Genomic DNA, 15,871 nt, shown 5'->3' with positions numbered 1-15,871 from the left:
CCTGCCATTTGGCTTCTGTGAAAGCAAAATCTTTACCCTCTTTCAATTTATCGCCAAAAATTTTGTCGAAGTTTTCATCATTCATATGCTGATTTTATTCAACTGTGAAACCATCATTTGTAGTTTTTGCCGCGCTATCATTAAATTGGATCGTGCTGTGCCCTCCGAAATGCCGAGCATTGCTGCTATTTCAACATGAGAATAGCCTTCAATAACAGCTAAATTGAAAGCCATTCGATAGGACGGAGGCAACTGCCGAACCAATATAATAATTTCATCAACAGACATTTGAGACAAGACATTTGCGCTAACCGAAATTGTTCGCTGTTCTGCCAATTCTACACCTACAGTCAAGGGTTTATTTTGATATTTTTTCAAATAATTGATTGCGGAGCGCACAACAATCGTATGTAGCCAAGCCAGAAAAGAGCGCTGACCATCGTACAAATCAATTTTCGTAAAAATTCGCAAAAAGGCATCATTCAGCATTTCCTCTGCTTCCTCTTCTGACCTTGCATAGCGATTACAGACATTCATACCATAGCTATAGAAATGTCGATATAATGCCTTTTGGCTTATTCGATTGCCCAAAAGACAGCCATTAATGACCTCTTGTAAGTCGTCTTTTGTCATTTTGTTTGTTCTCGTAGTGCCGATATGGATATATACAGCTGGTTGTTAAAGCAACGTGGGTTCGTCGCAAATTTTTTAGAAATTCTTTAGCCTTAAAATAAAGTCAGGGGTTAGTTAGTCTACTATAATTTGATCCAGACAATCAAAACTTCCAACTATATCCCACCCGAAAAGCCTGTGTTTCATAATAATCAGTCGTTACATAGGAAAAACCTGTTCCGCTGATTTTTTTATGGATTTGGAGGGTGTTCAATACATCCGATCCGTTGAGAAACAGTTCTCCTTTGCCCTTTTGAATGGTCTTTTTGATCCCGATATTGACCGAAAAACGTGCGCCGATCTCACCTTGCGGAATGATGTCAGGGGCAAGATAAATGCTACTTATTTGGATTTCGGTTCGTTTAGGCAGTTGAAAGGCCGCATTCAATTTGACACTACCCGAAGTATAGGTTTCTTTACTGGAAGAAAAAGTTGAAGGCACCGGGTATTTGTTTTCTACTGTAAAAGCATCAATGGTGTTGCGGTAAATATTCAAATTGGCACTGAACGAAAACCATTTATTGACACTTTGTTGTACAACCCCTTCCAAGCCAGTATTGTAGCTGTTTCTAGCGTTTTGGTAAATGTTGTAAATGATCGTACTGCCCGGTACAATGGTCCCGATGCGTACTTTGGTACCATCAACCATACGATGATACAAAGCGGAATACCAGTAGCCCTTAGGCCAAGAACTGCGGTAACCCAATTCAAAAGTATTGGTAAACTGAGGACGCAACGCTGGGTTGCCTACCTTCAAAATTTCGGGTTCATCATATTTGGGAAAAATACGGATGTCCCCTTCGTCGGGTCGATCCACCCGGCGGTTGTAAAACAGAGACAATTTGCTGTTATTTTTAAGGTTGTAGCTCAAACGTACACTTGGAAAAGGCTGGATGTAGTTGTAGCCATCACTCTTGTAGGTATTGTGGTCTGGATTTACGGTATAGTTCAGTCGCACATATTCCATGCGCAAACCTGCTTCTAATTCAAACCGGTGGCGCTCATAAACGTAATTACTATACAGTGCAGGGATGGTTTCGCCATAATTGGCCCAACCCGCAGCATTGGTATCGAGTGGAGAATTGAGACCTGGCATGAACCGCATATTGGTAGGGATGTAGCGCCTACGCAGCTTGAGTCCTGACTCAAAACGACCGTACTTTAGGGGTTTTACGTAGTCCACATTCAAGTCGCTGACGCTTTCATCCGCGATGAGCATAAACGTGTCTCGCCCGGTGAAGGTCGGCATCCGATTGGTCAAAAAGTACTTTTCATCCTCGCGGTGAAAGGTATAATTGAAGCTCATATTGAGGGTGTGCCCCGCCTGTTTGAATTTGTGTTGATACACTGCCGAAGCCGTAAAGGCCGTATTGTATTCATCTTCATGAAACAACCAAAGGCGGCGTCGGGTGGATAAATCCTCGTTGAAATAGGGAATGTCACCATCGTCCAATACGTGCTCATTGCTGTACAATCCAGCAATGGTTAGCGCGTCGTTGGCGGTAATATTATAGTCCAGGCCAGCTTTTGCTGCAATGTTAGTAGTGGTGCGGTTGCGCTGCACTTGTTGGCGAATGATGTTGCCATCCTCGTAAGTTCGAGAAGTAAATTCGTTGCGGTTCAAGGTTTTGTCCAACAACCAATCACTTTGTAAAAAAGCATTGATTTTGTTGTGGCGGTAATTGAGCGCCAAGGAGGGGTTAAATTTAGGTGTAGCCTGGTATTGGGGACGTACGTCGGGCAAGCTCTCAGCTTTGGGCCATAGCGCACCCAGTCCCGCCATGACTCCTATTTTTCCATTCCAGCCTTCCTCTTTGCTTTTTTTATAAATGATGTTGATGATGCCCGCATTGCCGTTGGCGTCGTATTTTGAAGAAGGGTTGTTGATGATTTCGATCTTTTCAATCGCCGAAGCGGGGATGTTGTCCAAACCTTTTTGGTTGCCAAAACCCGTCAGGGCAGTCTGTTTGCCATCAATCAATACCATGACTTTATCACTGCCGCGCAGTAGCACTTTACCATCGTTGTCGGTGGTGATACCAGGTAGGTTTTGCATGGCTTGCAGCACGGAGCCGCCACTGAGGCTGAGGTTGTCGGCCAATGAAAAGGTTTTTTTATCCATGCGGCTGCTTACTTCATCCTGTTGACCGCTTACTACTACTTCGCCCAATTGGATGGCTTCTGCTTGAAGTTCGATTATGCCGAGGTCTAAAAAAGAACTCAGTTTGCCCACTTCAATGTTTTGCACCATGCGGCGGTACCCAACCAAGCTCAGTTCCAGGATGTACGTTCCACTACTCAAGTCTGTTGCGCTAAAACGACCTTCTTCGTTGCTGATGCTGCCACTGATCAGGCTGCTGTCTTTGGCCGATTTGAACATCACCGTTACAAATGATAAAGGGGATTTGGTAGCCGCGTCTTTTACCATACCCGAAAGTGTGGCTTTAGCGCTTTGAGCGCCTAACAAAGCTGGAAAAACCAGTAGGGAGATTAAAAGGTATTTTGAAAAACCCATGATTGCTTATCGATTTAGGGCTTGAACTATTGTTTTAAGGTTAATGGCGCAAAGTTGGGTGTCGATTTAGAATAAATTCTGAACTTGATGGGCGATAACTTAAAGTTCTTGAAGAAACATAAATTGTACAATTATGTGGTGGGTCTATGCTATTTTATCAGCGTTGTTCGCTTCACTAACCGCTATTTTTGCCAAATTAGGGGTGGCAAATGTTAGTTCAAATCTTGCTACTGCTATTCGCACCGTGGTAGTTTTGCTACTTGCGTGGAGCATTGTATGGTTCAGAAATGAAGCAAAAGAAATCCATACTTTGTCAAAACAGAATCTATTATTCTTGCTGGTTTCGGGAATTGGAACTGGGCTATCCTGGCTGTTTTATTTCAAAGCGCTACAATTGGGCAAAGTGTCTGAAGTAGCTCCAGTCGATAAACTAAGCGTTGCTTTGACCATCGTGTTATCGGTTGTTTTTCTGGGTGAAAGTTTGTCCTTAAAAACTGCCCTTGGGGCAACTTTGATCATTGCGGGGACGCTTGTTATGGTGTTAAAATAAGGGAGAAATAGTGCCAATTGTCTTGAAATTCGTAAGAGATTGTCCAATTGTGCCTAGTGGCAATTTCTTTAACAATGGCCAGTCCTAGTCCTGTGCTCGGAGTCTGCGTAGATGCACGTCCAAAACGTCTGAACAATTGTTCAAAAAGCAGGGCAGTTGTGCCTGAATTAGCAATGACTAGTCGATCAGGAGAGAGCTTTATTTGGATGCTGCCATGACCAGTGTTGTGTTTGATGGCGTTGAGAACCAAGTTGGTCAACAAAATTTCTACCAGTACTTTATTGCCAGTCGCAGATACACCGGGTTCAAGTATCGTGTTGATGGGAATATTTTTTCCCTCCGCGTAATCTGTAAACAACAAAACTGTATCGGAGAGCAATTCGCTCAGGTTTATGCTTTCCTGGCGGGCATATTGTGCGTTTTCAAGTTTAGCCAACAGCAACAGATTTTTGTTGATGCGTGACACCCTGGCCAAAGCCTGGTTGGCATCATCGATGTAGCTGGACTGCTCTTGGGTAAGGTTTTGATTTTGCAGCAACAAGTCCAGTTTGGATTGTACAATTGCGATGGGGGTTTGCAACTCATGCGAAGCATTTTCAGTAAATTCTTTTTGTTGTTTGTAGACTCCAAGATTCGATTCTATCAAGCTACTTAAAGCCTGGTTTAACTCTTCAAATTCAGCAATATTGGTCGGTTCGAAAACGATGTTTTGCTGCTTATCCAGGCTGAATGCCCGAAGTTTTTGGAGGGTAGCATAAAATGGTTGCCACAATCGTGAAGAAATTCTTTTGTTAATCAAAATAAACCCAAGCACCAAAAAAACAAAAAACACCAGGGTAACTCCGGTGATTGTCAAAATGGTTTCGTATGATTCTTCAACGTTGGTTTCTACCCTGAACCTGAAGGGTTGGCCTTGAACACTGAAATACGTCACCAAACCTTGAAAGCGATCAATGTCTTGATTGGGCGCATGGGGCTTTTGTTTGTAAAGGTTGTAAATGCTATCGGGTTGGATGGTCTGAGTGGGTTGGAGATCAGTATTGGGTTGTAATTTGTTCCAGAGTCCTATCATCTGAGCAAGCGTAGAATCCTGATTGGCAATCGCATTGAGGTTATACCTGGTTTTTTCAGCGATGATTCTATTGTGCTCATTTAATTCCGAAATCCAGATGTAATCCATAAAGTAGTAATAGGCCGGAATGCTGCATAACAAAATCAAAAATGCATAGCCAGCAAAAGCCCGCAGAGGTTTATTGAGCAACTGCTTCATAGCTCCCATTTGTAGCCAACACCATAAATCGTTTTCAGGTAGGAATCACAACCGGCTTCGTGTAGTTTTTTCTTTAGGTTTTTGATGTGGGCATATACGAAATCGTGGCTGTCCAGCATATCCGCGAGATCGCCCGAAAGATGTTCAGCAAGCGCGGCTTTGGAGATTACCCTATTTTTGTTTCCAATGAAATAAAGCAATAAATCCAATTCCTTTTTGGTAAGTAGCACCGGAATTTCCTTTACCTGTACAGATTTAGCCAAAAGGTCAATTTCCAATTCGTTTTGTTTGATGAGGTTGGAGTGGCCAAATTGCTTGCGGCGGATTACGGCATGAATACGGGCAGTCAATTCGGATAAATGGAAAGGTTTGGCCAGATAGTCATCAGCACCAATTTGTAGACCCAGGATTTTATCTTCCAGCGCATTTTTAGCAGATATGATGATTACTCCATCCGTTTTGTTTTGACGTTTGAGCTCTTCTAAAATTTTGAGCCCGCTACCGCCTGGAAGCATTAGATCGAGTAAAATGCAATCGTAACTATACAACGCGATTTTCTCTAGCGCTTTAGCAAAAGTATCAGCAAATTCGCACAGGTAGCTTTCCCCAGCAAGGTAGGTAGCAATACTTTTTGACAGTGCTGGTTCGTCTTCAATGATAAGCAGTTTCATGCTGCAAGTTTACGCGCACAATTTTGAATTTTTTTTGAAGAAGTTGGATGAATTGTCCAGTCCAAAATATAGCTGTACCTTCATTTTGCAGTAAAAAATCAAATTAACCTGGAATTGGAAGCCAGATGAAAAAGGTAGTGCCCTGTCCAGGATTCGATTGAAAGTTGAACTTCCCCCCATGCCCCTTGGTCACAATATCATATGCCAAGCTCAGCCCCAATCCGGTCCCTTGTCCGGTGGGTTTGGTAGTGAAGAAGGGCTGGAAGATTTTGTTGTGAATGGCTTCGGGGATTCCGTCGCCGTTGTCTTGGACACTGATAATGATTTGATCATCTGTTTTTTGTGTGGAAACGGTGACGGTGGGTTGGTATGGGGTAGGGGCACCCGCGAGGGGTGCCCCTACGGTGCTTCGACTACGCTCAGCAACCGTGCTTCGGCTACGCTCAGCAACCGCATAAAAAGCATTATTGATTAAATTCAACAACACCCGACCAATGTCTTGTGGGATGACGGAAACCAGGGGCAAATCGGAGTCAAAATGGGTTTCCAATTTACAGTTGAAATTGTCATCTTTTGCCCGCAGGCCGTGGTAGGCGAGGCGCAGGTATTCATCGGCGAGGGCGTTGATGTCCGTAGAGACGCGATGCATCGCGTCTCTACCAGTCGATGCCCGCGAATGTTCGAGCATTCCTTTGACGATGGAGGAGGCACGTTGGCCGTGGTGGTTGATTTTTGTGAGATTTTGCTCCAAATAATCAGCTATGGCGATGACTTCAGAGGTATTGCCAGCCTTTATTTCTTCTTTCATTTCGTCCAGCATTTCAGTGCTGACCTCGGCGAAATTGTTCACGAAGTTGAGCGGGTTTTGTATTTCGTGGGCGATTCCAGCGGTAAGTTCGCCGAGGGAGGCCAGTTTTTCAGCTTGGATAAGTTGGGCTTGAGTGGCCTGAAGCTCTTTTAAAGTGCTTTCCACCTGTTGCTTGGCTGCTTCAAGCTTGGTAAAATCCTGATACCGTGCATATGCAGTGGCGAAGGCTGCAGTCAATGATTGCACCACCTGTGTTTCTTCTGGAGTCAATGGGGCTTCACCGCCCACATAGAGCATCCCCTGCAAAAATGGAATAAAATGCAAAAAAAGACGAGCTGGCATATAGGATGTATAAGTTTCGCTGGAGGGGATAACGCCCTGCTTGACGAGGCTTTGTGCCCATGCTTGGAATTGTAACTCATCCCAATCATCGAGAAAGATTTGTTGTTTGCGCCAGTGTGCTACTATTTGCGAAGTAGGCCCTTCGCTATCAAAAGGCAAGTAGAAGGATGCAATAGCCTGACCATCTGGAGTTGAAAGGTAAGTATGAACTTTTTCGAGCGCTTCATCTACAATAAAAACGCCACAACGGAAGAAAGGGACTTGGAGAGTGGTCAGTTCTTTCCAAATCAAGGGGGTGATGTGTTGCAGGTCTTCGGGTCCTCGCATGGAGGCTATTTCTGCGCGAATTCTTACCAAAGAGGCTTCAATTCGGGCTTCCCGGGTCTGTTTTTCTGCTCTTTGTAAATCCAGGAAGCGGGTGTATGAGAGGCTAAACACGTTGGCAAACCGGAGTAAAATGCCAAGCATTTCTTGTGAAATGGGCTCCAAAGCAAGGACGTCAAGCCAGCCATGCGAGAAATAGGCGATATTATGTACCCTTCGACCCTGAAAGCGGGTTTCATCTACGTTAATCTTCAACTCTTCTTTTACAAACTTGAGCCATTTCTTGAATTCCTCTCCTTGAAGGTCAATAATCTGGGTTTTTTGACCTGACTTCCAACAGGGGTACATTTTTTGCACGGAAGTTTCTTCATCTAGACGTGCAAAAAAACGGCCACTAAGCTGAAATCCCGTTTGGTCGGTAGTCCATACCTGGGCCCGGTCATTTTCTTCCTCAAAAATTCCGATACTCAATCGGTCAGGCAATTCGCCCAATAGTCTGATTTGCTGGAACAGCACTGCTGCCACTTCAGATAATTCTTCACTTTTGTACATAGCCATGGTGCGGCTGCGAACTCGTTCCAGAGCGACTTCAATTTGGGCCTCGCGGGCTTGATTCTCCACTTTTTGTAAATCCAGGAAGCGGGTATAGGCCTGGAAAAATGCATCTGCAAATCTTAGTAGAATCTTGTTTTCACCCTCGGAAAATGAGTCTCTTGAATAGCTGGTCAGTTGTATAGCAACGTTGCTGGAAAAAGCAGATGACAAAGCATATTTATCGGATGAAAAAATCTGTTTTTGGCGCTCTGCTGGAATATCCCTAAAATCTGTCTTTTCAAAAAAGTATTCAAACAACTGGTTTTTATCCCCAATGGTATAACTTTTTGACAATAGTTTTTGTCCATTTTGCTTTGCTTGATGTAAATCCATCAAAACAGGGACATTGGCAAAAGGGATGTGAAAAGAACGATCCTTGTAGTTAGAAGTCCAGCAATTAATGTCTTGGCTGTTCTCTAAAAAAACCAGAATGTTGGCGGTACTTATTTCAATTTTGAGCACCTTAAATTGTTCAAAAATGGCATTGACAACGTCCTGTAACTCTTCACTTTTGTGCATGGCCATGGTTCGGCTGCGCACCGTTTCTAATGCTGCTTCGATCTGAGCTTCGCGGGCTTGGTTCTCTGCTTTTTGCAACTCCAAAAAACGCCGATAAGTCATTTCAAAAACCTTAGCAAAGCGCGTTTGTATAGAGATACTTTCTTCAGCCAAAGGCACCGAACTCAGCACACTCAACAGGCCCTGACTGAACGTAGTTTCCGTCCAAATCAGGCGGTCGGGTAAGGGAGTCCAGCGATTTTTCACCAAATCACTGTTTTTCAAAGCGGGTAAATTGAGCAAGTATTGTAAAAACTCGTGCAACTCGGTTCCGCTGAGGTCTCGGATCAGCACAGGTTCTTGCTGTTTCCAGGCTTCCAGGGTTTGAATAAGCAGAGGATGTTCGTGCATGGGAATCTGGTGCTCTTCGGCTTCGCCCTGAAATTCCTCCCCGGTGGCCCAATGTTTACTTACCCCTTTTTCAGGATCAATTAAACTCAGCATCAGGGCGGCATCGGCAGGTAGCAGATTCAATCCTTTTAATTCATCAAAAATTTTGGCTGTGGTGTTTGGAAGTTCATGACTGTGTTGCATTTGCATCATTAAAACGCGGACGCGCTCCAGGGCGGTTTCGATTTCCAGTTCCCGGTTTTTAAGAGATAACTCCTCAGTGCGTTCCTTTACCTGATATTCCAGGGTTTCCTTTTGGGCGGAGAGAATTTGTTGTTTTTCCTCGGATAGGTGTTGAACTTCATCCAGCTTTTGTTGCAAATTTTTGCTGGTTCTGGCAAAATCTTGCCCCAAAAGAATTGAAACACACATTGGGATACTTAAAATTCCAATGAGTTCAAAAAAAGTAGATAAAGGTGAAAGTAGAAATTCCGGGAAAAATCCATAATAAGGAAGCCAACGAGCCATACATCCAACTAAGGAGAGAAATATCCCCACTAGTAATAGTTTGGCGAAACGCTTTTTATCCAATAATCCTTTAATCGTGATATAAATGGCTGCTATGGAATTGATCAAAATTGTAAAAGATTCTAAAATTGGGATACCAGTTTTATAGTTTAAAAAACCATTTAGGGTCAATAATAAAGTTAAAAACAGAACAATCCAGAAAATCAAATCTTTTTTATACCCCAAGATAGCGTAAATCGCTGTTAACAATAGACTATAACCAACGCCAAGGGTAGGTACTCGGATAAGACCCAAATAGAGTAACCAAGTAATATTGAGAACGGGCAACGACAAAATAACCATCAACCATATAAAGTGATGGATCGCAAAAAAGAAAGCCATACCAAAAAAATACAAGTGTGTTTTTTGGGAAGGGTAAAACAAAAAAAACATGAAATGAAGAATAAATAATATAGTAAAACTGCTTGTTTTGGCTAGTGCATACCCAGATTGTTCCTTTGACTTGAAAAATAACGTATCCAGGTAACTATAAGGTGTGAGTTTTGCGCTAAAGCAGTAATTACCTTGGCCTGCAAACCTGCTACGGGGTAAACCTTTTTGACAAGCAACCCTTACTGCCAACACAACTGAGTCATGAGCGATAGGAAGGTCTAATAACTTAATGACAGTATATACTGCAATTATACGAGAAGAATCGATGGTGCCATATCTAGCCTTTTTTTTCCCATCTACATATATTTCGGTCGCAGTTGCTTGTTGGATGTTCAACATCATGGGATGAGAAAGTAGTGTGGATGAGAGCCTGATTTTCAGCCGTAACCACCCAATTTCAGCTTTCTGAAGCTGTGGTAAATCTACAAGATCCTGGCTAGGATCAATTGGGTCCCAATTTGAATCATCAAAATCCATTTTGGAAAAATCTGGATCATCCCCTGCATGCCATTTCCAACCTTGATTGAGCACAATACCCTCTTTTGGCAAGCTATCAATGGAAAATACCGACCCTTTTTGAGCAAGAGCCTGAATGGAAAGGAGCAGAAGAAATAACGATAGGCCTTTCATGGTATTGAACTAAAGCGGTAAAGCAATGATAGCATTAGTGTTCTGGCAGCCGCGAAAATCAAGCTGCCAGAACACTACTTTGAGTTAAAAGTATCCCAATTACTCCTCCAACTCAAAAGCAATCAGCACATTGCCGGGGATTCCTCCGAAAAACTGATACCCTGAATTCACAAACAAACGATTGCCTACGGCTACCGGCGAGGGGCCGTCGATGGAGCCACCTTTGCCAGGAATACCATTGAGAGTCGGGAATTCCTTTAAGGTATCAAAATCCCATAACACCTTTCCGTCTTTTGTATCGTAGGCCCGCATATGGCCATCCAGGGTACCCGCAAAAACCAAACCTGGTAAGACCAAGGGGGCCGCGGAGTTGGCCGTCATACAGTTGGGTATATGGGAGCAATCGGGAGTGGACTGTTTCCAGATCATTTTGCCATTTTGCAAATCCAGGGCAAATAGGCCAGGATTGGCTTTGAGGGTAGTATCCTCATTCTCGTAAGGAAACATGGCATGTTTGTTGTCGGCGTTAGCCGCGTAAACATAGCGGCCATCGGTAGCCATACCCCAGTGAACGCCGCCAAGTGCACTTCCTTTTCCGAGGCGGGTTTGCCAAAGCAATTTGCCCGTAGAGGGATCCAGGGCATGTACAACACTGGATTTTTGGCCAACCACCAACCTATCTTTTTGCCCATTCATTCCCTTGACCAAAATGGGTGCCATGCCGAAGTCAAAATCAGGTCCAACTTTTTCGGGGCAGTTGGGCTTGCCAGGGCAGCCAAGGTTCCAGGTGTCGTGAGGGGTAGCTTGATAAGTCCAAATGAGTTTGCCGGTTTTTAGGTCCAGAGCCTGAATGGCATCGCTGGTAGTGGTTGCAGGGTTGGTATAGTTTTCGCCCGTTCCGATGTACACCAGGCCTCGTTTGGCATCAATGTTGGGGCTGCACCACACAATCCCGCCAGATGGACCATAAAAAGGTTGGCCATTGCTCTTTTGGCCCTGAACTTTTGCACTTTCTTTGATCACGCGATGCCGCCAGATAAAACTGCCATTTTCGGCATTGAGGGCCACTACTTCACCCGATGAGCTACAACAAGGAAAATTGGGATCTTGGGCAGAAATGACTTCAAAAGAAGTGAGCGGCACAATCACCTTGTTTTGATACACCGCTACCGAACCCGTAACCGCAGAGTAGGGATGTTCTCCGGCTCTGGCCTGCCAGATCAGTTTGCCCGTAGCCAAATCCAGTGCATACACATTGGTGGCATAATCGGCAAAATAAACTCCCAGACCTTTGGCAGTGGGGGCAATTGCAATAGCCCCCCTGATTGCTGCACTTCCTTTAAAGTGCCAGCCAATTTTACCCATTTTTTGATCCAGGGCGTATACATCTCCAAATTGACTGCCTACGATTAGCCAGTCACCTACAACAGCGGGCTTGCTGCGCACCTGAGTAGCATCAGGAAAGGCAAAAACCCATTTGATTTTGAGTGAAGCAACGTTACTTGCATTGATGTTGCTTTGGGTGTTGAAACCGGTGCCCTCCAGATTTCCACCCCAGCCCGAATTGTAGGCCGCCTTGGGTGGTAGGCTGAAGGTGGTAAAAGCCTCTTTGGGCATAGTGTATTCCACCAAGGGGCGCTTGGTGATCCATTGGGCAACGGCTTTTCGTTCTTCATCTGAAAGTGCAAGGCCCTGGGCCTGCATTTTACCGTTGCTCAAAGCGCTGTGGATGGCCCGGGGCGACATGCCTGTCAACAACGCAATATTGGGGCCATTGGTTTTGAGGGTAGAGGTGCTGTTGTGGCAGTTTGCACAAGTGTTGAGGAAAATTTTTTCACCCAGATCGAGAGTAGTTTTAGGGATGGCCAGGCTGGCATTCTGGGCAAAGCTGATGTTAATTAAGCAAAACAGCAGTGCACTGATTGTAATGAGCTTTTGCATGGTTTTGGCTGTTTTTGGTCATTTGAAAAACGGTTTCAGGGAAGCATTCTTTCTTGCATACAAGGTGCATAAATTGCTTTTAATGTAATAGTTAAATTGTCCGAATGGGCGAAATTACCTTCCCAATGATTGGTTTTGTCATCCGAACGATTGGGATGGGGTATGAAGGTCAGTCAGGGGTTTTGAGCTACCTCTGCTTCGCAATACGGTGAGCGATTGGCGGGCCGGTAGTGAAGGAATAAAAGAATCGGGTAATATAAATCACTAACTTACTTTACCTAATGCTAGGTACTCCTCACTAAGTTTTGGTATTGTATCTGGGCTAAAAAGCGTTGTATATTTGCACTATCTAAATTTTGTCTAAATAAAAATAAACAGAAGTGCAAACCAAAACTACGACTGTTCTCAAACAAGCCCTGAAAAAGCTTGTATTCATCTGCCTACCACTGGCTCTAGGCAGTTTATTGATTTCTTGCGACAACAAGGATGACGATGAAGAGATCCTCATCATTCCTGACATCTATGATGGAACCAACTATGTCGCCAACACCACCACACACAGCACAGTACGCACAGCTTTGATCAACCTTACGAATGAAATGAAAAAAGGGCGTGCAACTGGTACCAAAGTAGATGCCAATGCCCTCAATTCGATTTATACTGGAGGTACAACCAGCCTCAAATCGTACACCAGTGCTTACTACAATGGAAAAATAGAAGGCGCGACCGGCTTTTTAAGTGAGCTAGCGAAAGCTTCCGGAGGGACTTTTGTACCTGGGGTTACTACCGGAAATGGCGGAACCTATGGAGCTTATCTGTTTGATGAAACAGGCGTGGAGTTGGAGCAATTGGTGGAAAAAGGGCTTTTTGGTGCAGCCTTGTACAACCAAGCACTGAGCCTGATGGCTAGCCACACTGAATTTACCCCAGCCAAAGCCGACCAACTTTTGGCCATGTACGGTGCATCTCCATTGTTCAAAAGTAGTGACAACGCGTCTAAACATGGTGCAGACATCGATCGCTTTATGGCCAACTATGGTGCCCGCCGCGATAAAAACGACGGAAGCGGTCTTTATACGAAGATGAAAGTGGCCTTGATCACCGCTCAAGCCGCAGCCAAAGCCACTCCCGCCAACCATGCTAAAATGTTGGAAGCCTTTGAAAACATCCAAAGTGCCTGGGAAAAGATAAATGCTGCCACCGTGATCAATTATTGCCATTCGGGCATTTCAACCCTGAGTTCAACCAATCCAACCGATGCTCAAAAAGCAGGGGCGCTGCATGCTTTGAACGAAGCCATTGGCTTCCTGCATGGCTGGCGTACCTTAAATACTTCTGGCCGGAAGATCACTGATGCACAAATAGACGAGTTGCTGGCACTACTCAATTACCCATTGAATGGGACTCCCAAGCCTTATGTTTTCCTAACTGATCCGCTGAACGAGTTGCCCAAACTCCAACAGATCATCACTAAACTCAAGAGCATTTACGCATTTAGTGATACTGAGATTGAGGATTTTAAGAAGAACTGGGTATCTGAACAAGCGCGTTAACTCGATAAACTATAGATTGGTGGGCTCCGTATGATAGCGGAACCCACCAATCTATATGTTCCAAATACCTAACTATGCTGTCCTGGCTCAATAAGCCTACTTCCATCTATCCCCTCGTATATGCACGCATACTCTTTGGGGCTTTGACTTTTTTCAGTACTGCCCGCTTCATGGCTCTGGGTTGGGTAGAAGATCATTTTGTAGCATCGAAGGTGCAGTTCAAATATTTTGGTTTTGAATGGGTGCCACTTTTACCTGCTGAATGGATGTATGCCATTCACATCGTGATGCTTTTGGCTTCGTTAGGGATAATGCTTGGTGCATTTTATCGGATAGCAGCACCATTGTTTTTTCTCTGTTTTACCTACGTTGAGTTGGTTGACATCACCTACTACCTCAATCACTATTATTTTGTCAGTCTTTTTGCCCTTTTGTTGTGTTTTGTACCTGCACACGGTTATTGTTCGGTAGATGTATGGCGAGGAGCAGTATCTGCTCGCACACTAGTGCCCCAACGCAATGTGTTCATCCTGCGTTTTCAGGTTTTTACGGTTTATTTTTTTGCCGGAATTGCCAAAATCAACTACGATTGGCTGATCGAAGCACTTCCCCTGCGCATCTGGCTGCCTGCACATGACGATTTACCCTTGCTTGGTTTTTTGATGCCTCATTCCTGGACTGCTTATGTCTTCAGTTGGGCAGGTATGCTGTTTGATGTAAGCATTATAGGCTGGCTATTGTGGCCGCGCAGCCGCTTATTGGCCTATCTGGCCATTGTGTTTTTTCATGCGATTACTGGCATGATGTTTCAAATCGGTATTTTCCCATTGGTGATGATCGGGATTACACCGATTTACTTCAGCGATGCTTTTCATCAAAAATTTGTGGAGGGTATTCGGAGAATATTGAAATTAGGGTCGCCGGTAGAGACGCCAAGCGTGGCGTCTCTACAAGAACAAACCACGAAGACGCCAGGCATGGCGTCTCTACTGGCATTGTATGTAGCATTTCAACTACTGTCCCCATTTCGGTATCTTTTGTATCCTGGAAATATTTTTTGGACGGAAGAAGGATATCGTTTTAGCTGGCGGGTAATGCTTATGGAAAAAGCAGGTACGGCCCAATTTTACGTCCAGGATCGGGAAAGTGGCAGGGAAGGGATGGTGGTCAACAGTGAATTCCTGTGCAGCCATCAGGAAAAACAAATGGCCATGCAGCCTGATCTGATCCTGCAATATGCCCATTTTTTAAAACAACACTACGAAAAACAAGGTTTAAAAGAGCCCAAAGTACGTGCGGAGGTGTATGTGACCCTCAATGGTCGTCCCAGCCGTTTGTATTTTGATCCCCAACTCGACCTTACTCATCTGCACGATGGTTGGAGGCACAAATATTGGTTGTATGAATAAACAAAAACAAGGATTAGTCGCATTTATCTGGGGTTTGTGTGTGTTGAGTCCCTGGTGGGGCTTCACTCAAATCTCCGGTTTTGCTCACTTTGAGGATCAAGAAGTCGTGGTAGCCGCTCAGATCACCCTCAATACCAACCAATACCTGGCCGTCAGTGACGAAAAGGGGTATTTTGTTTTTAAGGATATTCCTGCTGGCAATTATACCCTGGCCTTATCCTGCCTCAACTGTAGTCCGTTTCAACAAAGTATTGAATATACAGGTACACCAATAGCGTTGAACCTGCGCATCAATGAACGCAGCAATACCTTGAAACAGGTACAAATCAGCGGCACGCGCAGTAATACCTTCAACCGCGAGTACCTTTCGGGCGTGGATAATTTTGGAATTTATGAAGGTAAAAAAACGGAAGTCATTGACCTGAGTAAATCAACAGCCAATCTAGCCACCAACAATGCCCGCCAGGTTTTTGCCAAAGTACCCGGGCTGAACATTTGGGAAAGCGATGGCGCCGGACTACAATTGGGCATTGGAGGACGAGGCTTGAGCCCCAACCGCACTTCCAACTTCAATACCCGCCAGAATGGCTACGACATTAGCGCTGATCCGCTGGGCTATCCCGAAAGTTATTACACCCCACCGATGGAAGCGCTGGAGCGGATTGAGATTGTACGGGGGGCAGCCTCTTTGCAATACGGCACCCAGTTTGGAGGTTTGCTCAATTTCCGTTTTCGTAAACCCGA

The 15,871-nt window shown here is 44.6% G+C and carries 10 protein-coding genes; 4 read left to right on the top strand and 6 right to left on the bottom strand.

The genetic code is table 11. The features are described 5' to 3' along the window. Window positions 1-81: 81 nt before the first annotated feature. A complete protein-coding gene (locus SFV55_RS01065; protein ID WP_320027590.1) occupies window positions 82-633 on the bottom strand; it encodes an RNA polymerase sigma factor in 552 nt (183 codons plus the stop codon). 142 nt (window positions 634-775) lie between these two features. Next, on the bottom strand, window positions 776-3,187 hold the full coding sequence (locus SFV55_RS01060; protein ID WP_320027589.1) for an outer membrane beta-barrel protein: 2,412 nt from the start codon (window positions 3,185-3,187) through the stop codon (window positions 776-778). A gap of 133 nt (window positions 3,188-3,320) precedes the next feature. Between SFV55_RS01060 and SFV55_RS01055 the strand changes: the two genes are divergently transcribed. Then, complete coding sequence (locus tag SFV55_RS01055) at window positions 3,321-3,737, top strand: EamA family transporter (protein WP_320027588.1); 417 nt, start codon at window positions 3,321-3,323, stop codon at window positions 3,735-3,737. Here the strand turns inward: SFV55_RS01055 and SFV55_RS01050 are convergent. From SFV55_RS01050 to SFV55_RS01035, 4 genes are all read right to left on the bottom strand, one after another. Then, a complete protein-coding gene (locus SFV55_RS01050) occupies window positions 3,721-5,007 on the bottom strand; it encodes a HAMP domain-containing sensor histidine kinase (RefSeq protein ID WP_320027587.1) in 1,287 nt (428 codons plus the stop codon). The genes SFV55_RS01055 and SFV55_RS01050 overlap by 17 nt on opposite strands. Beyond that, entirely contained in the window at window positions 5,004-5,678 is a 675-nt protein-coding gene (locus SFV55_RS01045; RefSeq protein WP_320027586.1) for a response regulator transcription factor, read from the bottom strand. Before SFV55_RS01045 ends, SFV55_RS01050 begins: the two co-directional genes overlap by 4 nt. A 103-nt stretch (window positions 5,679-5,781) precedes the next feature. Continuing rightward, the gene (locus SFV55_RS01040) at window positions 5,782-9,066 is read right to left on the bottom strand and encodes a sensor histidine kinase (protein ID WP_320027585.1); all 3,285 of its coding nucleotides are present in this window, start codon (window positions 9,064-9,066) and stop codon (window positions 5,782-5,784) included. Window positions 9,067-10,323: 1,257 nt separating this feature from the next. Then, the gene (locus SFV55_RS01035) at window positions 10,324-12,165 is read right to left on the bottom strand and encodes a PQQ-binding-like beta-propeller repeat protein (RefSeq protein ID WP_320027584.1); all 1,842 of its coding nucleotides are present in this window, start codon (window positions 12,163-12,165) and stop codon (window positions 10,324-10,326) included. A 380-nt stretch (window positions 12,166-12,545) separates the two neighbouring features. Here SFV55_RS01035 and SFV55_RS01030 point away from each other — a divergent pair, with 380 nt between their 5' ends. The 3 genes from SFV55_RS01030 to SFV55_RS01020 form a co-directional block, all read left to right on the top strand. After that, complete coding sequence (locus tag SFV55_RS01030; protein ID WP_320027583.1) at window positions 12,546-13,718, top strand: hypothetical protein; 1,173 nt, start codon at window positions 12,546-12,548, stop codon at window positions 13,716-13,718. Between the two features lie 74 nt (window positions 13,719-13,792). After that, a complete protein-coding gene (locus SFV55_RS01025; protein WP_320027582.1) occupies window positions 13,793-15,127 on the top strand; it encodes an HTTM domain-containing protein in 1,335 nt (444 codons plus the stop codon). Next, window positions 15,120-15,871: TonB-dependent receptor plug domain-containing protein (locus tag SFV55_RS01020; protein WP_320027581.1), on the top strand; the 752-nt coding region annotated here is incomplete at its 3' end. The genes SFV55_RS01025 and SFV55_RS01020, both read left to right, overlap by 8 nt.

Source organism: Haliscomenobacter sp. (assembly GCF_033763495.1).
Lineage (GTDB): Bacteria > Bacteroidota > Bacteroidia > Chitinophagales > Saprospiraceae > Haliscomenobacter.
Note: the sequence above shows the minus strand (reverse complement) of the source record. Positions and strands in the feature narration are given on the sequence as shown.